22 protein-coding genes and 2 riboswitches are annotated in these 26,534 nt (G+C 69.1%); of the genes, 10 read left to right on the plus strand and 12 right to left on the minus strand.

Annotated elements, in window-relative coordinates; genetic code table 11:
• Nucleotides 1–9: 9 nt before the first annotated feature.
• The 3 genes from cobO to ACWF0M_RS11365 all read right to left on the minus strand — a co-directional run bounded on the left by cobO (nt 10) and on the right by ACWF0M_RS11365 (nt 3,524).
• The gene (gene cobO / locus ACWF0M_RS11355; RefSeq protein WP_452235507.1) at nt 10–624 is read right to left on the minus strand and encodes a cob(I)yrinic acid a,c-diamide adenosyltransferase; all 615 of its coding nucleotides are present in this window, start codon (nt 622–624) and stop codon (nt 10–12) included.
• Between the two features lies 1 nt (nt 625).
• The gene (locus tag ACWF0M_RS11360) at nt 626–2,626 is read right to left on the minus strand and encodes a putative cobaltochelatase (RefSeq protein ID WP_452235508.1); all 2,001 of its coding nucleotides are present in this window, start codon (nt 2,624–2,626) and stop codon (nt 626–628) included.
• A gap of 69 nt (nt 2,627–2,695) precedes the next feature.
• Nucleotides 2,696–2,821, minus strand: a riboswitch (cobalamin riboswitch).
• Nucleotides 2,817–3,524, minus strand: coding sequence for a FadR/GntR family transcriptional regulator (locus ACWF0M_RS11365; protein WP_452235509.1), 708 nt, complete (start codon nt 3,522–3,524; stop codon nt 2,817–2,819). It overlaps the preceding riboswitch by 5 nt.
• Nucleotides 3,525–3,651: 127 nt before the next feature.
• On the opposite strand from ACWF0M_RS11365, the gene ACWF0M_RS11370 reads away from it, so the two are divergent.
• From ACWF0M_RS11370 to ACWF0M_RS11400, 7 genes are all read left to right on the plus strand, one after another.
• A complete protein-coding gene (locus tag ACWF0M_RS11370) occupies nt 3,652–5,262 on the plus strand; it encodes an ABC transporter substrate-binding protein (RefSeq protein ID WP_452235510.1) in 1,611 nt (536 codons plus the stop codon).
• Between the two features lie 11 nt (nt 5,263–5,273).
• Nucleotides 5,274–6,233 carry an ABC transporter permease gene (locus ACWF0M_RS11375; protein WP_452235511.1) on the plus strand — a complete coding sequence of 320 codons (960 nt, stop codon included), beginning with the start codon at nt 5,274–5,276 and terminating at the stop codon, nt 6,231–6,233.
• Nucleotides 6,233–8,188 (plus strand): dipeptide/oligopeptide/nickel ABC transporter permease/ATP-binding protein, encoded by a 1,956-nt coding sequence (locus ACWF0M_RS11380; protein WP_452235512.1) that lies wholly within the window; start codon nt 6,233–6,235, stop codon nt 8,186–8,188. The genes ACWF0M_RS11375 and ACWF0M_RS11380 overlap by 1 nt, the downstream gene beginning before the upstream one ends.
• Entirely contained in the window at nt 8,185–9,213 is a 1,029-nt protein-coding gene (locus ACWF0M_RS11385; protein ID WP_452235513.1) for an oligopeptide/dipeptide ABC transporter ATP-binding protein, read from the plus strand. Before ACWF0M_RS11380 ends, ACWF0M_RS11385 begins: the two co-directional genes overlap by 4 nt.
• Nucleotides 9,210–10,154: a dihydrodipicolinate synthase family protein gene (locus tag ACWF0M_RS11390; RefSeq protein WP_452235514.1), complete on the plus strand. Its 945-nt coding sequence runs from the start codon at nt 9,210–9,212 to the stop codon at nt 10,152–10,154. Before ACWF0M_RS11385 ends, ACWF0M_RS11390 begins: the two co-directional genes overlap by 4 nt.
• Before the next feature lie 114 nt (nt 10,155–10,268).
• Entirely contained in the window at nt 10,269–12,398 is a 2,130-nt protein-coding gene (locus ACWF0M_RS11395; RefSeq protein WP_452235515.1) for a DUF222 domain-containing protein, read from the plus strand.
• A gap of 22 nt (nt 12,399–12,420) precedes the next feature.
• Complete coding sequence (locus tag ACWF0M_RS11400; RefSeq protein ID WP_452235516.1) at nt 12,421–12,585, plus strand: hypothetical protein; 165 nt, start codon at nt 12,421–12,423, stop codon at nt 12,583–12,585.
• Here ACWF0M_RS11400 and ACWF0M_RS11405 read toward each other — a convergent pair.
• From ACWF0M_RS11405 to ACWF0M_RS11430, 6 genes are all read right to left on the minus strand, one after another.
• Entirely contained in the window at nt 12,582–13,478 is an 897-nt protein-coding gene (locus tag ACWF0M_RS11405) for an alpha/beta fold hydrolase (RefSeq protein WP_452235517.1), read from the minus strand. The two genes, ACWF0M_RS11400 and ACWF0M_RS11405, sit on opposite strands and share 4 nt — an antisense overlap.
• Nucleotides 13,475–14,233, minus strand: a complete 759-nt coding sequence (gene surE, locus ACWF0M_RS11410) for a 5'/3'-nucleotidase SurE (RefSeq protein ID WP_452235518.1) — start codon at nt 14,231–14,233, stop codon at nt 13,475–13,477. Before surE ends, ACWF0M_RS11405 begins: the two co-directional genes overlap by 4 nt.
• A gap of 12 nt (nt 14,234–14,245) precedes the next feature.
• A complete protein-coding gene (cobN, locus tag ACWF0M_RS11415; RefSeq protein ID WP_452235519.1) occupies nt 14,246–17,947 on the minus strand; it encodes a cobaltochelatase subunit CobN in 3,702 nt (1,233 codons plus the stop codon).
• A gap of 34 nt (nt 17,948–17,981) precedes the next feature.
• A riboswitch (cobalamin riboswitch) is annotated at nt 17,982–18,106 on the minus strand.
• Complete coding sequence (locus tag ACWF0M_RS11420) at nt 18,095–19,063, minus strand: DUF3500 domain-containing protein (protein ID WP_452235520.1); 969 nt, start codon at nt 19,061–19,063, stop codon at nt 18,095–18,097. It overlaps the preceding riboswitch by 12 nt.
• Entirely contained in the window at nt 19,054–19,734 is a 681-nt protein-coding gene (locus ACWF0M_RS11425; RefSeq protein ID WP_452235521.1) for a histidine phosphatase family protein, read from the minus strand. Before ACWF0M_RS11425 ends, ACWF0M_RS11420 begins: the two co-directional genes overlap by 10 nt.
• A gap of 23 nt (nt 19,735–19,757) precedes the next feature.
• Nucleotides 19,758–20,705 (minus strand): cobalamin biosynthesis protein, encoded by a 948-nt coding sequence (locus tag ACWF0M_RS11430; protein ID WP_452235522.1) that lies wholly within the window; start codon nt 20,703–20,705, stop codon nt 19,758–19,760.
• A 44-nt stretch (nt 20,706–20,749) separates the two neighbouring features.
• On the opposite strand from ACWF0M_RS11430, the gene ACWF0M_RS11435 reads away from it, so the two are divergent.
• The 3 genes from ACWF0M_RS11435 to ACWF0M_RS11445 are packed head-to-tail and all read left to right on the plus strand — an operon-like array spanning nt 20,750 to nt 23,495.
• On the plus strand, nt 20,750–21,577 hold the full coding sequence (locus tag ACWF0M_RS11435; RefSeq protein WP_452235523.1) for a serine hydrolase: 828 nt from the start codon (nt 20,750–20,752) through the stop codon (nt 21,575–21,577).
• A complete protein-coding gene (locus ACWF0M_RS11440) occupies nt 21,574–22,632 on the plus strand; it encodes a mandelate racemase/muconate lactonizing enzyme family protein (protein ID WP_452235524.1) in 1,059 nt (352 codons plus the stop codon). The genes ACWF0M_RS11435 and ACWF0M_RS11440 overlap by 4 nt, the downstream gene beginning before the upstream one ends.
• Nucleotides 22,629–23,495, plus strand: a complete 867-nt coding sequence (locus tag ACWF0M_RS11445) for a C40 family peptidase (RefSeq protein ID WP_452235525.1) — start codon at nt 22,629–22,631, stop codon at nt 23,493–23,495. The genes ACWF0M_RS11440 and ACWF0M_RS11445 overlap by 4 nt, the downstream gene beginning before the upstream one ends.
• A gap of 31 nt (nt 23,496–23,526) precedes the next feature.
• Here ACWF0M_RS11445 and ACWF0M_RS11450 read toward each other — a convergent pair whose 3' ends face one another.
• From ACWF0M_RS11450 to ACWF0M_RS11460, 3 genes are all read right to left on the minus strand, one after another.
• The gene (locus ACWF0M_RS11450) at nt 23,527–24,546 is read right to left on the minus strand and encodes a TerC family protein (protein WP_452235526.1); all 1,020 of its coding nucleotides are present in this window, start codon (nt 24,544–24,546) and stop codon (nt 23,527–23,529) included.
• A 269-nt stretch (nt 24,547–24,815) separates the two neighbouring features.
• Nucleotides 24,816–25,172, minus strand: coding sequence for an MmcQ/YjbR family DNA-binding protein (locus tag ACWF0M_RS11455; RefSeq protein ID WP_452235527.1), 357 nt, complete (start codon nt 25,170–25,172; stop codon nt 24,816–24,818).
• Nucleotides 25,173–25,187: 15 nt separating this feature from the next.
• The gene (locus tag ACWF0M_RS11460) at nt 25,188–25,316 is read right to left on the minus strand and encodes a hypothetical protein (RefSeq protein WP_452235528.1); all 129 of its coding nucleotides are present in this window, start codon (nt 25,314–25,316) and stop codon (nt 25,188–25,190) included.
• Between the last annotated feature and the right edge of the window lie 1,218 nt (nt 25,317–26,534).

The following is a 26,534-nucleotide window of genomic DNA, read 5'->3' on the forward strand; positions in this document are numbered from 1 at the left end:
TTTCCTGGGTTACCACTCGATGCCCTTCTGGCCCTTCTGGCCGGCGTCCATCGGGTGCTTGAGCTTGGTCATCTGGGTGGCGAGGTCGGCGGCCTCGAGGAGGTTCGGGTGGGCGTCACGGCCGGTGATGACGACGTACTGGTGACCGGGGCGGTTGACGAGCGTGTCGACGACCTCGTCCACGTCGATCCAGCCCCACTTCATCGGGTACGTGAACTCGTCGAGCACGTACAGGTCATGGGTCTCGGCGGCCAGGCGGCGCTGGATCTCGCGCCAGCCCTCGACCGCGTCGGCGGCGTGGTCCTCCTCGGTGCCGGCCTTGCGGGACCAGCTCCAGCCTTCGCCCATCTTGTGCCACTCGACCGGCCCGCCCTCACCGGTCGACTCGTGCAGCCGGCCGAGCGCCTTGAATGCGCTCTCCTCGCCGACCTTCCACTTCGCGCTCTTCACGAACTGGAAGACCCCGAGGTTCCAGCCCTGGTTCCAGGCCCGCAGCGCCATCCCGAACGCGGCCGTCGACTTCCCCTTCATCTCGCCGGTGTGCACCATCAGCAGCGGACGGTTGCGGCGCTGGCGGGTGGTCAGGCCGTCCTCCGGTACGGCGACCGGCTGTCCCTTCGGCATGTCAGGCCGCCTTCCGTTCTGCGACCGTCCGGATAAGGTTGCCAGCGGCAACGTCTCCGAGGTCGAGGTACTCCGCTCCGAGATCCGAGGCAAGCTCCGCGGAGAGCCCGAGCCGGATACCGCGGCGCGGTTCGCAGTCCACCACGACAGTCGCGACTCCGCGCTGTGCGAGCCATCCGGCGGCCTGGCGGGCGCGCGCGAACGCGTTGTCGCCGTGCGTCGCGCGGCCGTCGGTCACGAGGACGAGGAGCGGGCGCCGGCGCGGGTCGCGGATCGCGGCGATCCGCAGTACCTCCGCCGCTTGCAGCAGTCCCTCGGCGAGCGGCGTACGTCCACCGGTGGGGAGAGATTCGAGCCGTCGTACGGCGGTCTCGACGCTGCCCGTCGGCGGCAGGGCGACTGTCGCGGCGGCGCCGGCGAACGTGACGAGCCCGACCGTGTCGCGGCGCTGGTACGCGTCGAGGAGGAGCGAGACGATCGCCGTCTTCACCTCGCCCATCCGCTTCTTCGTCCCCATCGAACCGGAGGCGTCGACGCAGAACAGCACGAGATTCCCCTCCCGCCCTTCCCGCACCGCGAGCCGCACGTCGTCCGCCCGCACCACCAGCCCGGGACCGCTCCGCCCGCGAACCTTCTGGTACGGCGCTGCGTTGCGCATCGTCCCCAACAGATGCGGACGCCCCGCCTCGCGCCCGATCCGGCCGCGATCCCCCACCACGCGCCCGACTTCGGTGATCGCCCGAGACCGCCGCCCGGCGACACCGGCTCCCGCGACCTGAACACTCAGCAGGCGAGCCTGGTACGGCGCGGAACTCCCAGCAACGTCACCGCTCGGGGCCGGGCCGGCCGACGGCTGACCGACGGACTGCTCCTCGCTTTCGGAAGTACCACCCTCGGAGGAAGCAGAGTTGTCGACTCCCCCACCAGGTCCGCCGCCTGGATCGTCCGGCCCGTCGTCGTCGGGGTTTTCGGGCGGAGTGCTGTTGTTGATGGCTTCTTCCAGCTGCTGGTCGTCCAGGCCGGGGGCGTCGAAGGGGTTACGGCGGCGGCGGTGCGGGAGGGCCAGTTTGGCGGCGGCGCGGACGTCTTCGACCTCGACGACGGTGCGGCCGGACCAGGCGGCGTGAGCGACCGCCGTACGGGCCGTGACCAGGTCGGCGCGCATCCCGTCGACGTCGAACGACGCGCAGATCTCCGCGATCTGGCGGAGCGCCGCGTCGGTCAGGATCACCTCGGTCAGCAGGTCGCGCGCCTTCACGATGCGTTCGGCGAGTTCGCGCTGCGCGCCGTCGTACCGGGCGACGAAGTTCTCCGGGCCGGCCTCGTACGTGAGCCGCGCGCGCATCACCTCCACCCGTACGGCGGGATCGCGGCTGGCGACCACGTCGACGGTCAGCCCGAACCGGTCGAGGAGCTGCGGCCGGAGCTCGCCCTCCTCGGGGTTCATCGTGCCGACGAGCACGAACCGCGCCGGGTGCGTGACCGAGACGCCGTCCCGCTCGACGGTTGCGCGGCCCATCGCGGCGGCGTCGAGGAGTACGTCGACCAGGTGGTCGTGGAGCAGGTTGACCTCGTCGACGTACAGCAACCCGCGATGCGCAGCGGCGAGCAGGCCCGGCTCGTACGCCGTGATGCCCTCCGCGAGCGCTTTCTCCAGGTGGAGCGACCCGATCACCCGGTCCTCGGTCGCCCCCACCGGCAACTCCACCAACCGCGCAGCGCGCACCGACCGGCCCTCCGCGTGCGGGCCGTCCGGGCAGGTGTGGTCCGGGTGGTCGGGATCGCAGGAGAAGCGGCAGCCGGGTACAACGTCGACGGGCGGCAGGATCTCGGTGAGAGCGCGGACGGCGGTCGACTTCGCCGTACCCTTCTCGCCGCGGATCAGCACACCGCCGATGGCCGGCGAGATCGCGGCCAGGATCAGCGCGAGCTGGAGGTCGTCCATCCCGACGATCGCGGTGAACGGGAAAGAATTCGACGGTCCGCTGAACGGAGCCCGCATCGGCGGTGGTCCCTTTCGTCGAGCGGGTGTCCACGCCCGCTACGGCCGGTACGCCGGCGCACGATGATCGCGCGCCTGCGGACGGCAGCGGATGTCCTGGCTTCCGAGATTCCTCCCGGTCACAGTGGCGGGACCGCCCCGGACTCCCAGCACGCTGGTCACCGGTGTTCCTCCACAGCCGTCGGCCCGATCATGGCACATCCGCCGGCCGGCTTCGGTAGGGGCCGGTGCCGAGGCGGGCGCGGACCTCGCCGAAATGCAGGTGGACGGCCTCTTCCGCCCGGTCGGCGTCACCCGAGGCGATCGCGTCGACCACGCGTTGATGCCGCGCCGCGGTTTCGCCCGGTGCCGCGGCGACGGTCTCCAGGTCGGTCTCGACAGCCCGGTAGACGTCCCAGAACAGGCCGACCAACTCGCGGGCCAGCGGGACGCCGGCCGCGTCGCAGATGTGTTCGTGGAACTCGCGGTCCGCGGTCGCCGCGTCCGGCCCGTCGACCCGCATCCGCTCGACACAGCCGGACAGCTTCTGCCGGAGCTCGCCGTCGCCGGTTCCCGCGGCGCGGCGGGTCAGCTCGGTCTCGAGAATCTCCCGGATCTCGAGCAGTTCCCGCAGTCGCTCGGTGCTGCTGCCGGATCGGGTGCGGAACAGCAGCCAGGGGTGCAACGCCGCCGAGCTGGCCGATCCGACGAAGGTTCCGTAGCCGTGCCGGATCTCGACGATCCCCAACGCCTGCAAGGCTTTGAGCGACTCCCGGACCGAGTTGCGGCTGACGCTGAAGTCGGTCATCAGCACGCTTTCCGGAGGCAGCGCGGCGCCTGGCTTGAGGTTGCGTTCGATGATCAGGTCGGCGATCGCGTTCGCCAGCTCGTCACTGCGTTTCGGCCGTGTCACTGCCACGACGCACCTCTCCTCCGGTCTTGACCGACCCGGAAAGGACTCTTAAAGTCGGCACTCATAGGACGTAGGACGTCCTATAACCTACCTCCTCTGAAGCTCCGCCACACCCCCTGCCGCTGGAGGCATCGTGAACCAAACAGGGTTCGACCGCCGCTCGTTCCTGAAGTACTCCGGTGCGCTCGGCGCAGCCGCGACGATCACTGGTGGATTGTCGGCCTGCAGCAGTGGCCCGGCCTCGACCGGAGCCGTCGGCGCCGGAGCGGACACCGGCCTGGTCACGGCGGTGATCGGCTACGGGAACAACCAGAGCTGGGACCCGACCATGACCGCGTCCGCCTTCACGATGGCGGCGATGCAGCACGTCTACGAGGGCCTGCTCGACACCGACCCGATCACCCGGCAGCCGTACGCCGCACTCGGCACGGAGGTGCCGTCCGACCTGAACGCCACGTCCTGGAAGTTCACCCTGCGGGACGGAGCGAAGTGGCACGACGGCCGGCCGGTCACCGCCGACGACGTCGTCTTCACCTTCCAGCGGATCCTCGACCCGAAGCTGAAGGTGCTCACCTACAACTTCTTCGCCGCCTGGCTGAAGGAGGTCAAGAAGGTCGACGACAAGTCCGTCGAGCTGGTGCTGAACTTCCCGTTCCCCGACGGGGCGCCGCGACTGACCATCGCGAAGATCATGCCCAAGCACGTCTTCTCCCAGGCCGGCGCCTGGGACCTGGCCAAGAACGGCAAGGCGGTCGGGTCCGGACCGTACAAGCAGGTCTCGCACCAGCCGAAGTCGAACACCACCTTCGAGGCCTTCGCGGACTACAACGGCCCGCGCCCGGCGGCGTTCAAGAAGATGAACTGGCTGAGCATCGTCGACTCCTCCGCCCGGGTCGCGAAGATCTCCGGCGGCAGTGCCGAGGCCCAGATCTCCGACAACATCCCGTACGCCAACATCGAGCAACTGAAGAGCTCGGGCCTCACGGTCGAGGGCGGCAAGGGGATGAACCACCTGTTCTTGATGTTCAACACCGCGACCAAGCCGTTCGACGACGTCCGGGTCCGGCAGGCGCTGTTCACCGCGATCGACACCGAGAAGATGATCGAGGTCGCGCTCAAGGGCCGCGGCAAGGCCAGCACCTCGTTCCTGAACGAGCAGAACCCGGCCTACGCCAAGGCGAAGACGGTCTACAGCTACGACCCGGCGAAGGCCAAGGCGCTGCTGGCCGAGGCCGGCGTGACGAACCTTTCGATCAACCTGCTCGCGGTGAACGTGAGCTGGATCGTCGACTGCCTGCCGACCATTGCCGCGTCCTGGAACGCGATCGGCGTGAAGACCACGCTGGAGCCGCAGGACACCGCCGCGGTGTTCACCAAGATGGACCAGCACGCCGACTACCAGGTGGTCGCGGCCGCGTCGAACCCGAACCAGTTCGGCGCCGACGCGGATCTGATCCTGCGCTACAACTACACCCAGGGCGGCTCCTGGATGAAGTACACGCGCTGGGAGAACAGCGCCGGCGCCAAGGTGATCTTCGCCAAGATGGACGAGGCGGTCCGGGCCACCGACGCGGACACCCGACTGAAGCTGACCCACGAGTACCTCGACCTGGTCGCCGAGCAGGCGGTGCTGTATCCGGTCGTCCACACCGAGCTGATGACTGCCTGGGACGGGAAGAAACTCAGCGGGATCAAGGCACAGCCCTACCCGGGGATCAACCTGCTGCAGGCGAAGCGGGCCTGAGGTAACCGACTGTGGCCGTCATCGTCCGAATGCTGGTTCGCCGGCTGTTGCTGCTGGTTCCGTTGCTGCTCGGCATCATCGCGTTCGTCTTCCTGGTGATGCGGTTCTCGAACAACGATCCCGCGGTCGCGTACTTCCAGGGCGCTAACCCGACCGAGGAGCAGTTGCACACGTTCCGGCAGGAGAACGGCCTGCTGGACCCGCTGCCGCTGCGCTACCTGCACTTCGTCGGTGACCTGCTGCACGGCAACCTCGGCACCAGTGTGCTGACCAAGGCGCCGGTCCTGCAGTCGGTCACCACCGCGATGCCACTGACGTTCCAGCTCACGCTGCTCGGACTGCTGATCGCCTTGGTGCTGGCCTTGCTGCTCGGCGTCACCGCCGCGATCTTCAGGGACCGCTGGCCGGACCAGGCGATCCGGCTGGTCTCGTTGATCGGCGTGGCCGCGCCTTCGTTCTGGCTGGCGCTGCTGATGATCCAGTACGCCGCGGTCGACCGCGGATGGTTTCCGCCGAGCGGTTACGTGAATCCGGCCGACGGGATCGGACCCTGGCTGCGGACGATGGCACTGCCGGCGCTGGCGCTGTCCTTGCCGGTGGCCGCTCAATTGACCCGGATCATTCGTACGTCCGTCGTCGAGGAACTCGACAAGGACTATGTCCGGACCGCCATCGGCAGCGGCCTGCCGCCCGTGGTGGTGGTCGGACGCAACGTCCTGCGGAACGCGCTCATCAACCCGCTCACCGTGCTCGGCCTGCGAATCGGGTATCTGCTCGGCGGAGCTGTCGTGATCGAGCAGATCTTCACCCTGCCGGGGATGGGCACGCTGATGATCAACGCCGTCCGCGACGGTGATCCGGCCGTGGTGCAAGGCGTCGTACTGACCATCGCGATCGGCTTCGTGGTGGTCAACCTCGTCGTCGATGTGCTGTACCTGCTGGTCAACCCGCGACTGAGGAGCGCCGCCTGATGCGTGCACGACTGGCCCGGCAGCTCTCCCGCCCCGGGATCAACTTCAAGCGGCTGCCACCCACGGCCTGGATCGCGGTCGCGGTCCTGGCGGTGGTGATCCTGGCCGCGATCCTCGCTCCGCTGCTGACGCCGTACGACATCCTGACCCAGGAGGACGCCGGCGGCGGGCCGTCGGGGGCGCACTGGTTCGGGCTGGACAGCGCGAACCGGGACATCTTCACCCGGCTCGTGTACGGCGCGCGCTGGTCGCTGATGATCGGCCTTGGGGCGACCGCGCTCGCACTGACCGCGGGCGCGATCGTCGGAGCTGTCGCGGCCACCTCCCGGAAGGCGGTCGACGAGACCGTGATGCGGCTCCTCGACGTCGTGATGGCGTTCCCGGGGATCGCGCTCGCCGCCGTACTGGTCGCGGTGTTCGGCGGATCCGTCCCGGTGCTCGTGATCGCGATCGCGTTCCTCTACACGCCGCCCGTGGCCAGGGTGGTGCGCGCCAACGTACTCGCGCAGTACGGCGAGGACTATGTGGTGGCGGAGAAGATCATCGGCGCCCGGACCCCGCACATCCTGCTCCGGCACGTGGCGATCAATTGCGCCGCTCCGGTGCTGGTGTTCTGCACGGTGATGGTCGCCGACGCCATCGTCTTCGAGGCGTCGCTGTCGTTCATCGGGGCCGGGGTCCGGCCGCCGGAGCCGTCCTGGGGCTCGGTGATTGCCGATGGCAAGAACATGGTGCTGCTCGGCGGCTGGTGGGCGACGGTGTTCCCGGGACTGCTGATCCTGATCACCGTGCTGTCGCTCAACATCCTGTCCGAGGCCGTCTCCGACGCGTGGGCCGCGCCGGGCGGACGCCGGGCGACCCCCAAGAAGCATGACAAGGACGCGCTGGAGACCGCACAGCCGGGCTCCGGGCAACTGGTCGAGCTTCCGGGTCTGGACCTGGCGGCGACGCGGCTGCGGGAACGCGCGCGGCCGCTGCCGGACGGTGAACCCGTACTGTCAGTTCAGCAGTTGGCGATCGGCTTCGAGGGCCGGCACGACGGGGTCGACGTCGTCGACGGGATCAGCTTCGAGGTACGGCCGGGCGAGGTGCTCGGGCTGGTCGGCGAGTCGGGCTGTGGCAAGTCGCTGACCGCGCTCACCGTGATGGGGCTGGAACCGCGCGGCGCCCGGATCAGCGGCCGGATCCGGTTCGACGGCAAGGACCTGCTACGGCTTCGGCGCTCCGAACGGCGCCGGCTGCTCGGTCACGACATGGCCATGATCTACCAGGATGCGCTGTCCTCGCTGAACCCGGCGATGACGATCAAAGCGCAATTGAAGCAGGTGGTTCGGCGCGGCGGACGGCGTACTCCGGCAGAACTGCTGGAATTGGTCGGCCTGGATCCCGAGCGGACCCTGACCAGCTACCCGCACGAGTTGTCCGGTGGTCAGCGCCAGCGGGTGCTGATCGCGATGGCGCTGTCCCGGGAACCGAAGCTGATCGTCGCCGACGAGCCGACGACGGCCCTCGACGTCACCGTGCAGGCGCAGGTGATCCAGCTACTGCTGCGGCTGCGGGCCGAGCTCGGCTTCGCCCTGATCCTGGTATCGCACGACCTGGCACTGGTCGCCGACGTCACCGACCGGGTGGTGGTCATGTACGGCGGCCAGATCGTCGAGACCGGTGTCACGGCCGACCTGGTCGGCGAGCCCGCGCACCATTACGCCCGCGGCCTGCTCGGCTCGGTCCTGTCGCTGGAGTCCGGCGCGGCCCGGCTGACCCAGATCCGTGGCGTCGTACCCTCGCCGGCCGACTTCCCCGCCGGTTGCCGGTTCGCCGACCGGTGCCCGATGGTCACCGATCTGTGCCGCAGCACCGCCCCCGAGCTGACCGGCCGGCCTGCACAGCACCTGGTCGCTTGCCATCATCCGGCAGTTGTCCTCGAGCCGCTGGAGAAGGAGGCACTGCGATGACGGAGACGGTGCTCGAACTGACAGACGTGCACGTCGTCCACCGGGCCAGGTCCGGCGGGCTGTTCAGCAGGGATCGGGTCTATGCGCTGACCGGGGCCGATCTGAGCGTCGCCGCCGGTGAGACCGTCGGCGTGGTCGGCGAGTCCGGCTGCGGGAAGTCGACGCTGGCCAAGGTCCTGGTCGGTGTCCAGCGACCGACCGAGGGCACGGCCGCATTCCGGGGCCGGGACATCTGGTCCATGAAACCGGCCGAACGCCGCGAGGCCATCGGCGCCGGGACCGGGATGATCTTCCAGGATCCGTCGACCGCCCTGAACCGCCGGCTGCCCGTTCACCGTGTACTGCGTGATCCGCTCGACGTGCACCATCGCGGCACCGTTGCCCAGCGCAACGAACGGGTCCGGGAGCTGATGGCGCTGGTGGGGCTGCCCCGGAGCGTCGCCGACGCCCTGCCCGGTCAGTTGTCCGGTGGCCAGCGGCAACGCGTCGCGATCGCCCGGGCGCTGGCCCTCGAACCGGCACTCCTGGTCGCCGACGAGCCGACCAGTGCACTGGACGTCTCGGTCCGGGCGCAGATCCTGAACCTGCTGCTGGACCTCAAGGAACGCCTCGGCCTGGCCATGGTGTTCGTCTCGCACGACATCCAGACCGTCCGCCGGATGAGCGACCGGGTGGTCACCATGTACCTCGGCCGGATCGTCGAGCAGGCACCGGCGGCCGGCGTCGCCCGGCAGGCGCGGCATCCGTACACCCGCGCGCTGTTCTCGGCGACCCCCGGCCTGATCTCGCCGATCGACCCGATCCCGCTGGCCGGTCCGGTGCCGTCGGCCACCCGGCCGCCGAGCGGCTGCCCGTTCCGGACCCGCTGCTGGAAGGCCGACGACGACTGCGCGGGCTCGATGCCCGAGTTCGAGTCCGATGCCGCCGACGCCAACGGCTCTGCGCACCTGTTCCGCTGCTATCACCCCGTGGTCGCGCAGGAGTCCACCGATGACCTGATCACCCAAGCATTGGAGCGTTCATGACTCTGGCGACACTGCCTGCCCGCCTGACCGGCGTCATCCCACCTGTCTGTACGCCGTTCACGCCGGACCACCAGGTGGACACCGCCTCCCTGGTCCGGCTCGTCGACCACCTGATCGACGGCGGCGTGAGCGGCTTGTTCGTCCTCGGCTCCACCTCCGAGGTGGCGTACCTGCCGGACGGACATCGCCGGGTCGTCCTCGACACGGTGGTCGGGCACGTGGCAGGCCGGTTGCCGGTGCTGGCAGGTGTCATCGACACGGCGACGTTGCGGGTGCTCGACCACGTCAGGACGGCCGTCGCGGCCGGCGTGGACGGCATCGTCGTCACCGCGCCCTTCTACACCCGCACCCATCCCGCCGAGGTCGGCAAGCACTTCCGGATGGTCGCGGAGGCCGCCGGCGTCCCGGTGTTCGCGTACGACCTGCCGGTAGCCGTGCACTCGAAGCTCGGCGCCGACCTGGTGCTACAGCTCGCGGCCGACGGAGTACTGGCGGGCCTGAAGGATTCCAGCGGCGACGAGGGCGGTCTGCGCAACGTCATCCTGCGAGCGCGCGACCGAGGTGACATCACCGACTTCAGCGTGCTCACGGGCTCGGAACTGACCGTCGACAACGCACTGTGGATGGGAGCCGACGGCGTGGTCCCGGGGCTCGGCAACGTGGACCCGCACGGCTACGTCAAGCTCTTCAACCACGCGGCAGCCGGCGAATGGCAGGACGCGCGCGCCGAACAGGAGCGGCTGGTGCGTCTCTTCAAACTGATCGGGGTCGGCGACCCGGCCCGCATGGGCATGAGCTCGTCCGCCCTCGGAGCCTTCAAGGCAGCGCTGCAACTGCGTGGTGTGATCGAGTACGGCGTGATGGCACCGCCCCAGATCCCCCTGGACGCCGACGAGATCGCCCAGGTCGGAAAGTACCTGGTAGCAGCCGGCCTCCTCTGACGATGCAACGGAGCGAGGAGGGCCTCGTCGGCGCCAGGAACGCTGGCTGCGGCATCCATGATATGCGGCATCCACGCGTTTGCTCCAATCGAACATATGTTCTAATATAGGTTCATGACAGCGACGGCGACCGCACAACCTCCCGACGAGCAAGCGCTCGCCTGGATGGAGGCTGCTGGTGCGCTGATGCCGCCGGACGACTTGCCCGACCCTGCGGATCCACATCCTCCGCGTTTCCTGGGCGAGGAGGATTGGTACGACGAGCTGCCGCCGATGTCGCGCGTAGACGGGCTGGAGTGGGAGCTGTGGGCCGGGGTGGAGCAGGACGAGGCCGAGCGGGAGATGCTGCGGCTGAAGGCACCGGCGTGGGTCTTCCTGCCGCCAGGCGCCGAACTGGCCGCGGCGCTGGAGGAACTGCGACCACAGTGCGAATCGCCGATCGCGCTGATCGAGGCGATGAAGGCCGCGGCCCGGATGGAAGCTTGGGCGGCGGCCATCAAATCCGCCGCGATGGCCTCGTTCTCCCGCCAACGCAAAGCCCAAGCCACCGAGATCCCCCGCCCCACCCAGATCGACTCGTCCGGCCGGCCGATCGACCCCGAACGCTCCTGGGCCGCAGAAGTCGGCGCCGCACTACGACTGTCCACCAACACCGCAGCCCGGCACATCGACACAGCACTCCATCTGACCGGCACACTGCCGGCCACCCACACCGCACTGCGCTGCGGCGCCCTGAGTTGGTCCAAGGCACTCGCCATCTCCGAAGCGACCCGCGCTCTCCCGGACACCGCCGCGCAAGCCGTCGAGGCACATGTGCTGCGCCGCGCCCCAGGCCAAACCCACGCCAACCTGAACGCATCACTGCGCCGCCAGGTCGCCAAACACACCATCCGCGACGCCGCGGACCGGCATCGTGCCGCCGTCGCCGAACGCACCTGCAAGATCGTCCCCCTGGCCGATGGCATGGCCGGGCTGTGGGTCGTGCACACCGCCGACAAAATCCAGCAGATGTGGGTCGTCATCCAAGCCATGGCCGACCTCGCCAAACGAACGACGCCGACCAGCAAGCCCAACAAGACGGGCGACGACACGTCAGCCCGCCACCCCGCCAGCGAGCCCAGCAACGCAGGCACCGGTTCGTCGGCCTCGCACTCCAGCAGCACGACCACCGCGCAGGACACCGCCGGCAGCGCCAGCAGCGCCAGCAGCGCAGACAACACCGGCATCGCCGGCCCGCAACTTGATCGCCGCACTGGCAACTCCGGCGCCACAACCGACGCCGCCACCAGGGGGACAGCTGACGCGGTCTCCGGAGCTCGGACGACCAAGTCCGATGCCGAATCCAACGCCGCTCGTGCTGACGATGTCATCGGGACCGTCCAGTCCGGACCGGATTTCTCCGGCGGCTCGGCCGAGGTGGAATCAGGTCAGCGGACAAGGGATGAGCGGAACGTTGAGCAGCGACGGGCTGACGTGGTGGCGGATGTGTTCGAGCAAATGCTGCACAACGGGGTGGATTGGCTTGGCCGCCGGCTACCGGACCGGCATCGCCGACGACCACACATCGAGGTTCTCGTCCCGATCACTACCCTGCTCGGGGTGGACGACGACCCCTGCGAACTCATCGGCTACGGACCCATCCCCGCCGACATGGCCCGCCGCATCGCCACCGACGGCACCTGGCGACGGCTCCTCACCGACCCCTCCAACGGGACCGTGCTCGAGGCCGCCACCACCCGCCACGACCCTGGCGCGGTCGTCAGCGAAACTCTCCTCGCCCGGCACCCCGTCTGCGCATGGCCCGGCTGCAACCGCACCTCGCGCGACTGCGACCGCGACCACGCGACCCCGTTCGCGCAGAGCCGGCGGACCAGCCTGGCCAGGTTGGTGCCGTACTGCGAGTACCACCATGTGATCAAGGACACTCCTTCGTGGGGATGGAAGAGCACCGCCCACGACGACGGCTCCGTCACCCTCACCGCCCCGACCGGCCACCGATACACAACCATTCCACCCGCCCGCGGCCCGATCGCCCAGCACCACAACGATCAGCACCACAACGATCAGCACCACAACGATCAGCAACCCACGATCCAACCAGCGAAAAGGCAATCACCAGCAAGGCAATCACCAACAACACAGCCACCAACAACACAGCCACCAACCAGACATTCGTCGACCAGACAGTCGTCGACAGCACAGTCGTCGACAGCACAGCCGTCGGAGGACCCACCACCATTCTGATCGGCAGTTTGTCCTGCCACCGATGGCTCCACACACCGTCCAGGTGGAGAGCTCTCGGCTGGCAACTGCCCGGGCGACGTGCAGTGGACGCACGACGCACTCAGTCGAGGTCGAGGTCGAGGTCCTGGTCGAGGTCGTGGTCGCTGCCCGGTCGCTGCTGCTCGGTCGTGATCTGCCGGCTTCCTAACGGTCTCCTGCTGACGCCCGGTCCGGTCGCGCTGGGCTGAAGTGCTGGTTGACGAAGCTGCGCACCAGATCGGCGTACCGTTTCGGCTCTTCGAAGTGCGGAAAGTGGCCGGAGCGGGTGAAGGTGACGGCTCGGCCGGTCGGAACGGTGTTTCGGTAAGTCTCGACCGAGACCGGGTCCGCGGCGAGATCGTCGACGCCCTCGATCAGCAGGCTCGGCTGCGGCATCAGGGCCAACCGATCGAGCTTCGAGGCGTACAGCTCGGGCAGCGTCACCAGGTGGCTGTTGCCGCGGGCCCACATCTCGTCGGTGAAACCGGCCGCTTCGCCGAGCCCCATGAACTCCGAGCGGCGCGACGGATCGTGGAAGGACAGGTCCTGGAAACGGTCGCCGAGACCGAACGCGAGCTCGTAGGTCTTGTCGTCCGCCGTCAGCCGACGGTCCACGACGGTCAGCTCACGGCACCGCGCGGCGCGGTCCGGATCGCCGAGTTCGTCGTACAGGCGCGCGAAGATCGGCAACCGGTGGCGATCGTTGGCGTCGAAGTCCCAGCACGGGCAGTCGAAGATCACCGCGCTGACCGCCGAAGGATGCCGGATCGCGTACTCGACCGCGTAGTTCCCGCCGGCCGAGTGGCCGAGGATCGCCCAGCGCTCGATCCCGAGCTGCTCACGCAGTTCCTCGAAGTCGGCCAGCAGCATGTCCAGATCGACGCGCTCACCCGGCGGCAGTGGAGACCGGAGGACCCCACGCTGGTCGGGCGCGATCAGCCGAAGGTCCCTGGCGAGCAGATCCGCCTGACACTGCTGGAAGTGATAGCCGCCGCCGTGACCGTGGATGAACAACAGCGGTGGTGCGTCCGCCGCGCCGTACTCTGCGACGAACAGCTTCATCGGGTCAGGCGTTTGGCGAGGGCTGTGGCGGCTGCGTCGTCGCGGACCTCGCGGATGCCGACGATCGGGGTGACGGTGACGAAGCCTTCGGCGAGGAGGGCCTCGTCGGTGCCTGGAGCCGCGGCAGCACTGGAGGTGCGCTCTACGACGATCATCGGCTCGCCTGTCGGGGCTGTCGCGGCGACGAGACGGGTGCGCCTGTTCACGGCCAGGGAGGCGTGCCGTACGCCGGCCAGCTGGTCCAGCGGACGGTCCGGCACGTTGATCGTCAGGACCGTCCCGGCCGGCTCGTCGGCGATCCACCCGAGCGCGTCGCCCGCGATCGTCGCCGCGGTCGGCCAGTGTTCGGGGGCCTCCGAGTCGATGCTGACCGCAACCGCCGACGTACCCACCTCGGCTGCCGTCAGGGCCGCCGCGACGGTTCCCGAGTGGAAGATCGACACGCCGATGTTCAGCCCGCGGTTGATCCCGGACAGCACCAGGTCCGGCGGCGGGCCGAACGCGCCGGCCTGCGCCAGCGTCACCGCGAGTGCCGGGGCGCCTTCGACCCCGATGAACGTCACGCCGTTCTCCACATCGGACACGGTCCGGATCGGGCGGTTGACCATCCCGGCCCGCGCCGAGCCGACACCGCTCTCGTCGAGCAACGGCGCGACCACGAGTACGTCGTACCCGAGCGCGGCGATCGCCGGCGCGAGCGCCCGAATGCCTGGTGCGCGGTAACCGTCATCGTTGGTGATCAGCACTCGGGGCATACCTCTACCCAATCAGCCGCGGTCCTCGATGTCACCCTCCGTCTCAAGGACCGCGTTCCGCAGCGTCTCCAGCGCCTCCGCCGACGGCTCCGCCCAGAGCCCGCGTTGCGCCGCCTCCAGCAGCCGCTCCGCGATCCCGTGCCGCGCCCACGGGTTCGACTTGCGGAAGAACTCGGCCATGTCGGGATCGGCGACGTACTCCGTGGTCAGCGACTCGTACATCCAGTCGTCGACGACGCCCGCCGTCGCGTCGTACCCGAACAGGTAGTCCACGGTCGCGGCCATCTCGAACGCGCCCTTGTACCCGTGCCGCCGCATCGCCGCCATCCACCGCGGGTTCACCACGCGGGCCCGGAAGACGCGCTTCGCCTCCTCCTCCAGCGTCCGCGTCTTCACCTGTGCGGGTACGGCGGAGTCGCCGACGTACGCCTTCGGGTTGGCGCCGGTGAGGTGCCGCACCATCGCGATCATGCCGCCGTGGTACTGGAAGTAGTCGTCGGAGTCCATGATGTCGTGCTCGCGGGTGTCCGCGTTCTTCGCCGCGACCTGGATCCGGCCGTACGCGCGTTCCATCGAGCCGCGGGCCTCCGCGCCGTCGAGGTCCTTGCCGTACGCGTACCCGCCCCACACGGCGTACACCTCCGCCAACTCAGCGTCGGTACGCCAGTTCCGCGCGTCGACGAGCGGCAGCAGACCGGCGCCGTACGAACCGGGCTTGGAGCCGAACACCCTCGCCGTCGACTGGCGCAGATCATTGCCTGCGGCAACGTCTGCGTCGACGTGTGCTCGCAGGTAGTTGTCGGCGGCATCTTCATCGAGGGCGGCCACCGTCCGGACGGCCTCGTCGAGCAGCGCGACGACGTGCGGGAACGCGTCCCGGAAGAAGCCGGAGATCCGGATCGTCACGTCGATCCGCGGCCGGCCGAGCTCCTCCAGACCGACCACCTCGAAGCTGGTGACGCGGCGCGAGGCCTCGTCCCAGACCGGGCGGCAGCCGAGCAGCCAGAGCACCTCGGCGAGGTCATCGCCCTGCGTGCGCATGGCCGACGTCCCCCAGATCGTCAGACCGACCGAGCGCGGCCACTCCCCCGTCTCGGCCTGGTGCCGCGCGAGGAGCGAATCGGCGAGCGCGACGCCGACGTCCCAGGCGTTCCGGCTCGGAATCGCCTTCGGGTCGACCGCGTAGAAGTTGCGACCGGTCGGCAGCACGTTCACGAGCCCACGAGTAGGCGACCCCGACGGCCCCGCCTCCACAAACCGCCCGTCCAGCGCCCGCAACACGTTCGTCAGCTCGTCCGAGGTCCGCCCCAACCGAGGCACAACCTCCTCAGCCGCAAACGTCAACGACTGCTCAACTTCTGCGGATTCCCGGGCCAGGACCTCGCTGACGACTACCGGGACCTTCGCCGCGTCCCATCCCACCGTCTCCATCCCGACCACGAGCTTCCGCGCCACCGCCTCCAGGACGTCGACGCCGTCAGCACCGGTAACCGCCGGAAGATCGACGAGTGTCGCGAGGTCGGCGAGATGCGCGGCCTGACCCGGGTTGGCGAGCAACTCCGCCTCGTCCACCCCGAACGCATGGCCGAGGGCCGCGCGCAGCCCCGGGATCGAGTACGAGCCACCCCACAATTGCTTCGCACGCAGTATGGCGAGCACCAGGTTGATCCGCGCCTCGCCGGCCGGCGCCCCGCCCAGCACGTGCAGCCCGTCGCGGATCTGGACGTCCTTGATCTCGCACAGGTACCCGTCCAGATGCAGCACGAACTCGTCGAAGTCGTCGTCCTCCGGCCTCTCCGACGTGTGCAGATCGTGGTGCAACTGCGCCGCCTGGATCAGCGTCCAGATCTGCGCGCGCAGCGTCGGCACCTTCTCCGGGTCCAGCGCCGACACCGTCGCGTACTCGTCGAGCAGGTACTCCAGCTTCGCCATGTCGCCGTACGTCTCGGCCCGCGCCATCGGCGGCACCAGGTGGTCGACGACCGTCGCGTGCGCCCGCCGCTTCGCCTGCGTCCCCTCGCCGGGGTCGTTGACGATGAACGGGTACACCATCGGCAGGTTCCCGAGGACGGCGTCGGGCGCGCAGCCGGCCGCCATCCCGATCCCCTTGCCCGGCAGCCATTCCAGCGTGCCGTGCTTACCGAGATGTACGACGGCCTGCGCGCCGAACCCGCCCTCGTCGGGTGACGCCTCCAGCCAGCGGTACGCCGCCAGGTAGTGGTGCGACGGCGCCATGTCCGGGTCGTGGTAGATCGCGACCGGGTTCTCGCCGAAACCGCGCGGCGGCTGGATCATCAGCACGACGTTCCCGAACCGCAACGCGGCGAGCGCGATCGCCGGCTCGTCGCCCGACGTATCGACGTACAGCTCACCGGGCGCCTCACCCCACGCCCCGGTCATTGCCTCCTGCAACGATTCCGGGACCCGGCCGAACCAGGTCGCGTACGTGGACAGCGGGATCTTGGCGACCGCGTTGGCCAGCTGCTCGTCCGTCAGCCAGTCGACGTCGTGCCCGCCCGCCGCGATCAACCGGTGAATCAACCCGTCGGCACCGTCCGCGCCTTGCAGCTCGCTCAGATCGAGATTGCCCAAGTCGTATCCGGCATCCTTCAGCTGCCCGAGCAGGACGACCGCCGACGCCGGGGTGTCGAGCCCGACCGCGTTCCCGATCCGCGCGTGCTTGGTCGGGTACGACGACAGCACCAGCGCGATCCGCTTCTCGGCCGGCGGAACGTATCGCAGCCGCGCGTGCGCGACCGCGATACCAGCCAGCCGCGCGCACCGCTCCGCGTCCGGCGCATAACGCGCCAGACCGTCGGCGTCGTACGACTTGAACGAGAACGGGATCGTGATCAGCCGCCCGTCGAACTCCGGGATCGCCACCTGCGTCGCTGCATCCAGCGGGCTGATGGCCGCGTCGCTCTCCATCCACTGCTCGCGGGTCGAGGTCAGCGCGAGGCCCTGGATCAACGGGATGTCGAGCGACGCCAGCGCACCGGCGTCCCACGCATCGTCCGCGCCGCCCGCGCTCGCGTTCGCCGCGACCGCACCGCCCGCGGCGAGGAGCGTGGTGACCAGTACGTCGCACTTCCGCAGGAGATCGAAGAGGCCGACGTTCTCGGCCGGGTCGAGGCCTCGAAGAGTCCCGCAGTACACCGGAAGGGGTTGCGCCCCGGCGTCGGCGACCGCGGCCGCGAGGGCGTCGACGAAGGCGGTGTTCCCGGAGATCTCGTGCGCGCGGTAGTACACGATCCCCACCACAGGCCGGTCGTCGTCGACGAAGGACCCACGGACGCCGTACGCCGGGAGCGCGCGCGGCGGCTCGAACTCGTCGCCGGTCAGCAGCAGCGTGTCGCGCAGGAAGCCGGCCAGGTTGCGGAGGTTGTCCGCGCCGCCTTCACGGAGGTACCCGAGCGCCTCGGTGACCGCACCGGCAGGCACGGTCGACAGCGACATCAGCTCCGCATCCGGCGCGGCCTCGCCGCTCACGACCACCGCCGGCTTCCCCGAGGCGAGGACCGCGTCGAGCCCGTCCTCCCACGCGCGACGCCCGCCGAGCAGCCGGACGACGACGATCGCGGCGTCATCGAGCAGCGGTGCAAGACCCGCGAGATCGAGCCGAGCCGGATTCGCAACGTTCCACCCGGCATCAGCCGCGGCGGCCGCCAGCAGATCGGTGTCGGCAGTGGACAGCAACAGCAGCTTCGCAGGCATGCGCACGCGTTCCTTTCCGGGGTATCCACGCCCCGACTCCAGGTACGACGGCGGCAGTTCCTGACTCCCCTTCACGGGTCACAGTGGCGGGACCGCCCCGGACTCACACCGGGTTCCTGCTGATGCCGTCGATTGACCCCGCTGACTCTAGCGGTGCATGGCGTAGTGGTTTGCTAGGAGGTCGGTGGCCCAGTCGTTGCGGAGGTCTCGCCAGACTGAGTGGATGTGGTTGGCGTTGTCCTGGGTGTTGTCGTACTCGGCGAGGAAGGTCGGGCCGGCGATCGAGTAGTAGTGGCGGTTGCCGACGCCCGGCTGGGTCTCGCCGGCCCAGGCGAACGTCAGGCGCTCGATGCCCTGCGCGGTGATGTCCTGCCACGTCAGCAATCCGATCGGCCCGGCGGCGCGGCCGACGTACTGACCGATGAGGAGGCTCAGGAGCTGGCGCTGGTCCTCGGTCATGTCGCCGTACGCCAGGCCGCGGTGCAGCAACGACGCGTCGGCCACCGGGTCGTGCCGGGTCAGCATGTCGTCGGGAGCGTCCGGTGACACCAGTGCGATCTCCAGCTGGGCCGGCTCCAGCGCATGCAGCAGCTGGAAGCCCAGGTCTTGCTCGGCGGCCAGGAACCGCCGACCGGCCTGTGGTCCGGTCAGCACCTCGGCCGGGTTCGACCCGATGAACTGCGGAGTGAACGCGACCGCTCCGTCCACGAACGCCACGTGCAGCGCCAGGTGGTGCCCGTTCAGCCGCCACGCCCACGGCTCGGTGTCGGACGGGTCGCCGAGCACACGCAGGAAGAACCTGCTACCGAGGACCGAGCCCTCCCAGTCCCCTGACTCCGGCAACGCCGGGATGCCCCGCAGGATCACCTCTGCGTCCAGCACCGCCCACGTGTCGGCCGCACCGCGTTCACTGCAGCCCAGCTCGACCAGGCGCTTGGTCAGCAACTGCTGTGCCGGTGTCAGCGCGGACAGCGGCAACCCGGCCCGGTCCCCCGGCAGGTACGTCCACTCCTTGTGGTCCGGCGTGTCGAACGGGGCCCTGATCTTCTCGAGCTGTGCCGGCGAGAGGCTCGCCAGCAGGTCGAGTACGGCGTCCCGCGTCTGCGCTACAACCATGCCGATCGCTCCCGTTCCGTCGGTTCGTAGGTCGTCCACTGCTCGAACGGCCGGTCCAGCTTGTACCGGAAATCCGGTTGCCGCAGCAGGACGCGTGTTTCCGCGTTGCCCGGGTTGCGCAGTGACTCGAAGAACCGTACCGACCAGTGGAACCAGCGCATGCAGAACAACCGCATCGTGAGCCCGTGCGACACCAGCAGCACGTTGCGCTCCGCCTCCGGATTCTCGAAGTCGCGGTGCATCGTCTCCAGAAACGTCGACACCCGGTCGTACACGTCCGACCCCGACTCACCGTGGGTGAACCGGTAGAAGAAGTGCCCGAACGAGTCGCGCAGCTTCTCCTGCCGCTCGATGTCCGCGGTGTCCTGGAGGTTGGCCCAGTCCTGCTCCCGCAGCCGCGGCTCCTCCCGCGGTACGCCGATCAGGTCGTCCAGCCCGAGCGAGTCCAGCGTCTGCCGGGCCCGCAGGTACGGCGACACGTACACGCGGACCGGCTCGTTCTCGAACAGCTCCCGCAGCTCCTCGCCCGCCTTCGCGGCCTGCTCGTGTCCGCGCGCGGTGAGCGGGACCGTGTGGTCCGGGATGCGTTCGTAGATCGTCTTGTCCAGGTTCGCCTCGGACTCGCCGTGCCGGATCAACGCGATCCGCAACGGCCGGTGACTCAACCCCATCGCTTCCCCTTCCATCCAGTTGCTTACGTCCGAAGATCCGGCGAGACGTCTCTCCGCTTCTTCGGACGTAACGCGAGGATTGTGGCGACGGCGGCGGCGGATACGGTGACGCGGCGGGCCAGGGCGGCGGTACGGCGTACGTCGGCGACCGTCGGCGCCGGACCGTCGCCCAGCGTGCCGCGATCCTCCGCGTAGGTCCCGTAGCTGTTCGTTCCGCCCAGCGTCAGCCCGAGCGCTCCCGCGAACGCCGCCTCGACCGGCCCGGCGTTCGGACTCGGATGCTTCGGCGCATCCCGCCGCCAGACGCGCGTCGTCTCCTGCACCCGACCCGCCGCGAGTCCGGTCAGCAACGCGCACACCCGCGCCGGCAGCAGGTTGAGTACGTCGTCCAACCGCGCCGACGCCCACCCGAAGTTCAGGTACTTCGGCGACTTGTAGCCGACCATCGCATCCAGCGTGTTCGCTGCGCGATACCCGAGCAGACCGGGGACGCCGAGAACCCCGCCCCAGAGCAGCGGCGCCACACACGCGTCCGACGTGTTCTCGGCGATCGACTCGACCGTCGCGCGGGCCAGCTCATCGGCCTCGAGGCCGGTCGCGTCGCGGGCACACAGATGGCTGAGCCGATCACGTGCCGCCGGGATGTCCTTCTCCTCCAGCAGGGCGGCCATGGTTTCGGCCTCACGGTCGAGGCTGCGGGCGCCGAGGACTGTCCAGGTCGCGGCGGCGGTGACTGCGGTGTGCAGGATGGGATGCCGGCGCGTGAGCCGCTCGATCGCGAGACCCAGAACCGTTGTGGATCCGACGAGGACTGCGGTGTGCACAGTGCCGTTGCGGCGCGTATCGGCGTACAGGCGTTTCTCGAGGCGGGCGGCTGTCTGGCCGAAGCCGGCGACCGGGTGGTAGCGGCGGGGATCGCCGACGAGCCGATCGGCGGCGAAGCCGAGGAGGATACCGATTGCCCGTGACACCCTCGGCAGTCTGCCAGGTCCCCGGCTGTGATTGGGTGAGCGGCATGGGAATCGCGGAGCTGCTGCGGCAGGTCGACGGGGCCGGTGAGTTCGGGGTCTGGCTGGGCCGGTTGGACGGTACGCCGGTGTTCGTGCACGAGGCGGAGCGGACGCATTACTCCGCGAGCACGATGAAGCTGCCGGTCGCGATGGCGATGATGCGCAAGGTCGAGGCAGGCGAGCTGGCCGTGTCCCAGCCGGTGGCCGTGCACAACGACTTCGAGTCCGCCGCCGGCGGCCGGTTCGGCGTCGACCCGGCGGAGGACGAGGCACCCAAGACCTGGGAGCAAATGGGCCAGAAGGTGCCGCTCAACTGGCTGGCGACCGAGATGATCACCCGGTCCAGCAACCTGGCGACCGACCTCGTGCTCGAGCAGGTCGGGATCGCGGCGGCCCACAGCGCCCTGGTCGCGGCGACGCTGCCCGGCTCGCCCGCGCCGGAGTCCCAGATCCAGCGCGGCATCGACGACCGGCCTGCGGCCCGCGCCGGCATCAGCAACCTGATGAGCCCGGCCGGCCTGGCCGGGGTCCTCGTTGCGGTAGGCAACCAGCAGGGCGAGTCCGGCGAGTACCTGCGCGAACTGCTCGCCGCCAACCAGTGGAACGGCGAGATCCCCGCGCTGCTGCCGAACGGGACCCGCGTCGAACACAAGAACGGCTGGGACAGCCGGATCCGGCACGACGGCGGCATCGTCCGCCCGACCGACGCCGACCCGTTCGTGCTCGTCGTGTGTACGACGTCCGAACTGCCGGACACCGACGCGCAGAAGCTGATCGCGTCGATCGCGCTCGAGGCCTGGAACCACCGGCACAACCTGGAGGCCGTGCGGTGAAGCTCACCACCCACCTGGTCTCGGCGCCGCTGCACACCCCGTTCGTCACCGCGCTGCGTACGGCGACCCACGTCGAGTCGCTCCTGGTCGAGGTCAGCGACGGCGAGCACAGCGGCTGGGGCGAGGCGCCGCAGGTCTGGAAGGTGACCGGCGACTCGCTCGCCGGCTCGCAGGCGTGTATCGAAGGCCCGATCACCACTGCGCTCGACGGCCTCGGCCCGGACGATCTCACCGAGGCGCTGCGTCGCGTGCAGGGCGCGGCGGTCGGCAACTTCGGGGCCAAGGACGCCGTCGACGTGGCGCTGCACGACCTCGCGGCGCGGCGGCGCGGGCAGACGCTGCACGGGTTCCTCGGGTCGACTGTAGGTGTGGTCCGGACCGACGTGACGCTGTCAGTCGGTGATGCGGACGCGTTGGCAGACGCCGGCAATGCACGGGTCGCCGACGGGTTCGACGTACTCAAGATCAAAGTCGGCACCGACGCGGCCGGCGACATCGAGCGCGTCCGCCGGGTCCGCGACGCGATCGGGCCCGAGCCGCGGCTGCGCCTCGACGCGAACCAGGGCTGGACGCGGCGCGACGCGGTCACGGTGATCCGCGCGCTCGAGGACTGCGCCATTGAGCTTGTCGAGCAGCCTGTCGCGGCAGCCGATCTTGAGGGGATGGCCTGGGTGACGGACCGGGTCAACACGCCGATCCTCGCCGACGAGTCCGTGTACGGCGTCCGCGACCTGGTCGCGGTGATCCGGCACGGCGCGGCCGACCTCGTGAACGTGAAGCTCGCGAAGTGCGGCGGGCTGGCGCCGGCCCGAACGCTCCTCGAACTCGCCCGCGAGCACGGCCTCGGCGCGATCGTCGGCTGCATGATGGAGAGCCACGTCGGCGTCGGCGCGGCGGCCGCGCTGGTCTCGGCGTACCCGACGACCACGGTCAACGACCTGGACGCCGCCTGGTGGCTCCGCGAGGCGCCGGTGACCGGCGGGATCCGGTACGACGGCTCGCTGATCCACCTGCCTTCTGCTCCGGGACTGGGCGTGACAGGCTTGACCGTATGAAGTTAGCCGCCGCCAAGGTCCCGATCAGTACGGTCTGGACCGCACCGGACGCGCCACGCGACATCGACGCGCCGGCCATCGCCGCACAACCCGACGTGGCCGCGTGGGCCAAGTCGATGGACACCGAGACCCGGCTCGGCCTGCACGGCCGGACCCTGACGCAGCTGCTGTTCGCCGAGCCCGTCCTGGTGCGCTTGGAGCGGGACGGCTGGTCCGAGGTCCTCGCGCCCTGGCAGCCGTCGTCCCAGGACGAGCTCGGGTATCCGGGCTGGGTCCCGTCGAGTCACCTGGGCGAGCTGCCGCAGAGCGCGTCCGACCCGGTCGCAATCGCCGTACCGACGGCCTCGCTGCTCGCCGAGCCAGGTGGCCGGCCAGTGTTTGAGCTGTCGTTCGGGACCGTGCTGGCCTCCGACGAGCACGCCGACGGGTACACGCGGGTGGCGACACCTGACGGCGGGTCGGGCTGGCTTGCGGACGCCGTACTGCGATCCGTGTCCGAGCCGTCCGATCCCGACGAGCGGCTGCGCCTCGGCGAGCAGTTCCTCGGGCTGGAGTACCTCTGGGGCGGTACGTCGGCACACGGGCTGGACTGCTCCGGGCTGATCCACACCGTCAGCCGGGTGCTCGGCCTGCGGACGCCGCGGGACGCGCACGACCAGGCGGACACGCTGCCGAACATCCCGATCGACGACGCGCGGCCCGGCGACCTGTACTTCTTCGCACGGGCCGGAAAGCCGGTGCACCACGTCGGATTCGTATCCGCGGCGGGGATGCTGCACGCATCCGAGACCGGCAAGCGCCTGGAGAACGAGCCACTGACCGACGACCGCCGAGCGACGCTGGTCACCGCCGCCCGCTTCTGACAAACGCACGCCCCCCGCGGGGTGTTTGTGGTCAGGAATCCTTCGGGTGCAGCTCCGGCTGCTCCGCGGGCTCGACGGGGGTGTTCATCGTGCGGGACTTGTGCAGGCTGAGGATCGTGGTGATGCCCAGCGTCACGATGATGAAGCCGAGCGAGAACCAGATCGGGATCTCCGGCGCCCAGTCGATGTGGTGACCGCCGTTGATGAACGGCAGCTCGTTCACGTGCATCGCGTGCAGCACCAGCTTCACGCCGATGAACGCGAGCACCACCGACAGGCCGAGCGACAGGTACACCAGGCGGCGGAGCAGGTCACCGAGCAGGAAGTACAGCTGCCGCAGACCCATCAGCGCGAACACGTTCGCGGTGAAGACCAGGAACGGCTCCTGGGTCAGGCCGTAGATCGCCGGGATCGAGTCGAGCGCGAACAGCAGGTCGGTGGTACCGAGCGCGATGATCACGATCGCCATCGGGGTGACGAACCGGCGACCGTTCTTCTTCAGGGTCAGCTTCACGCCGTTGTACTCGTCGGTGGCGTTCAGCCGCCGCTTCGCGAACCGGATGACCGCGTTCTCCTTGAAGTCCTCGTCGTCGTTCTCCCCCTGCTTGGCAAGGTGGATCGCGGTGTAGACCAGGAACGCGCCGAAGATGTAGAAGACCCACGAGAACTCGTTGATCGCGGCCGCGCCGACCGCGATGAAGATGCCGCGGAACACCAGCGCGAGGATGATGCCGACCAGCAGCGCAGTCTGCTGATACTTCCTCGGTACGCCGAACCTGGACATGATGATCAAGAAGATGAACAGGTTGTCGACGCTCAGGCTGTACTCGGTGAGCCAGCCGGCGAAGAACTCCCCGGCGTACTGCCCGCCGGAGAACCACCAGACCCCGAGGCCGAAGACGACCGCGAGACCGACGTAGAACGCGATCGCGGTGGCCGATTCGCGGGTGCTCGGCTCGTGCGGCCGGCGGCCGATGACGAAGACGTCGAACGCCAGCAGCGCGAGCAGCAGGCCGACGGTGATGTACCAGACATAGTCAGCAACGTGCATAGAATCCTCCGGAGCTCAGACGAAAAATCGACTCCGAAGGTCTCTTCCGCGTCACACTGTGTGATCTCGTGTGACGCCGAGGGCACCGGGTTTCGGGACGAGCCCGGACCGTGATGACGATGCCGCCGCGAAAGGAATACTCCCCTTCTCAAGGTCCATTCTGACGGCTCGGTGTCCAAGTCTCCAAATCCAGGACCCCGTGCCCGCCTGTCGAAATGATCACAGCCCCGTCAGGGAATAGTCGCAGTCCGTGATCTATCGGCGGCCGATCAATCGCCGACGGTTGGTCGTAGCCGCTTCGGCAGCTTCGCCACGACGGTCTCGTACGACGCGTCGATCAGCTCCAGCACCTCGTCGTCCGGCACCGCTCCCCCGAGCCGCACCGTGTTCCACCCCGCACGCCCGATGTACGCCATCTTGCCGACGTCGTCCGGGTACGTGTCCACGAGCTCGTCGGCCTCCTCGCGGTTCGCGCCGCACTTCAGCCCGACCGAACCGCCCCCGAGGAAGGCAAAGATCTTCGGCCCCACCTTCGCAACCGGATCCCCGTCCCACGGCTCATCCTGCCAAGCCCCCGCCTTCCCCAGGCAGTACGCCAGCACGTCCCCATCACCCAGCCGCGCCATGTCTCCCCCTCCACATCAGCTGTGCGAGACGACTTCGACGTTGTTGCCGTCCGGATCGCGCATGAACACCGCGTAGTACCCCGGGTGATACTCCGGCCACTCCTTCGGCTCATGCAGAACCTCGCTGCCAAGCTCCCGGACCACGCGATGCACCGTGTCCACAGTCGCTCGGTCCGGTGCCGTGAACGCGACGTGGATCTCCCGCTAGGCCCCGCCGGTCGTCTGCGCCCCAACCACAACTTCGGTACGCCGTCCGCGCCCGACAACCCGAGCACATCACCGAAGTCCATCGTCACGCCGATCCGCAGCGGCCCCAGCACCGACTCGTAGAACCGGCGACTCGCCTCCAGATCGTCACACTGCAACGACAAATGATCGAACATCCGCTTCCTCCGACTCGGGGTCCACCCCGCACACTAACCCCGCAGGACAGTAGACCGGGCCGACCGACCCGCTCGGCCGACCGCGCCCCACCGCCAGCAGCCGCGCCACCACCAACCCGATCACCCAGCCGGCAGCACCACACCCACACAGCCGACAGAAGACCGGATATCCGGCTCTTGTGACTGCTGCGTGGGTGGTCGACGGGTTCCAGGGCGGTGCCGGCCCGGTGTGATGTGCACGCTCGACAGGACATGTCCAGTGGCCGGGTAGTGCACCTGAGCGTGAACGCGCCCGTGCGTACACCGTCTCGCCGGTGCACCACCTGTCGAGCGTGCACATCACCCCGCCGCAAGCAGCCGTCCCGCCACCAACCCGATCACCCAGCCGGCAAGACAACATCCACCCATCCCGCAGAAGAACGGATATCCCCTGGCGTTGTGGGTTCTCCCCTCTAACACCAACGGAGAAGCCACAACACCATCGGATATCCCCTCGTGTGCGAGGGCTCTCGTCGCGCAGGCCCAGACCCCGGGGCCGGCCGACGGGATGGACCGGGCGGTGCACGCGGTGGGGCGGGCGGGCGGCGGTGCGGCGGTGCATGGTGCGGGCGGGCGGTGGCGCGGGCGGTGGTTCGGTGCGGGCGCTGGTGCGGTGCGGGCGCTGGTGCGGTGCGGGCGGTGGTGCGGGCGGGCGGGCGGTGGGACTGGAGACAGGAACTGGTGGGGGGAGGCGGGAAATGTCGGGTTTCAGGTCTCCACCGTCTGTCGCGAGTCTCCGGATGACGCCACGACGCCCACACATCTGACCGGAGCGCCGGATATCCCCTGGCGTTGTGGGTTCTCCCCTCTAACACCAACGGAGAAGCCACAACCCCGGCGGATATCCGGCTCTCGTGACGTATCCGTGGGTGGGTCTGCGCGTCTGAGTTGGTGCATGCCGTTCTCTGACTAGGTTCTTGGCTTGTCGAGGGTCAAGAAC

The organism is Kribbella sp. NPDC055110 (genome assembly GCF_053607525.1).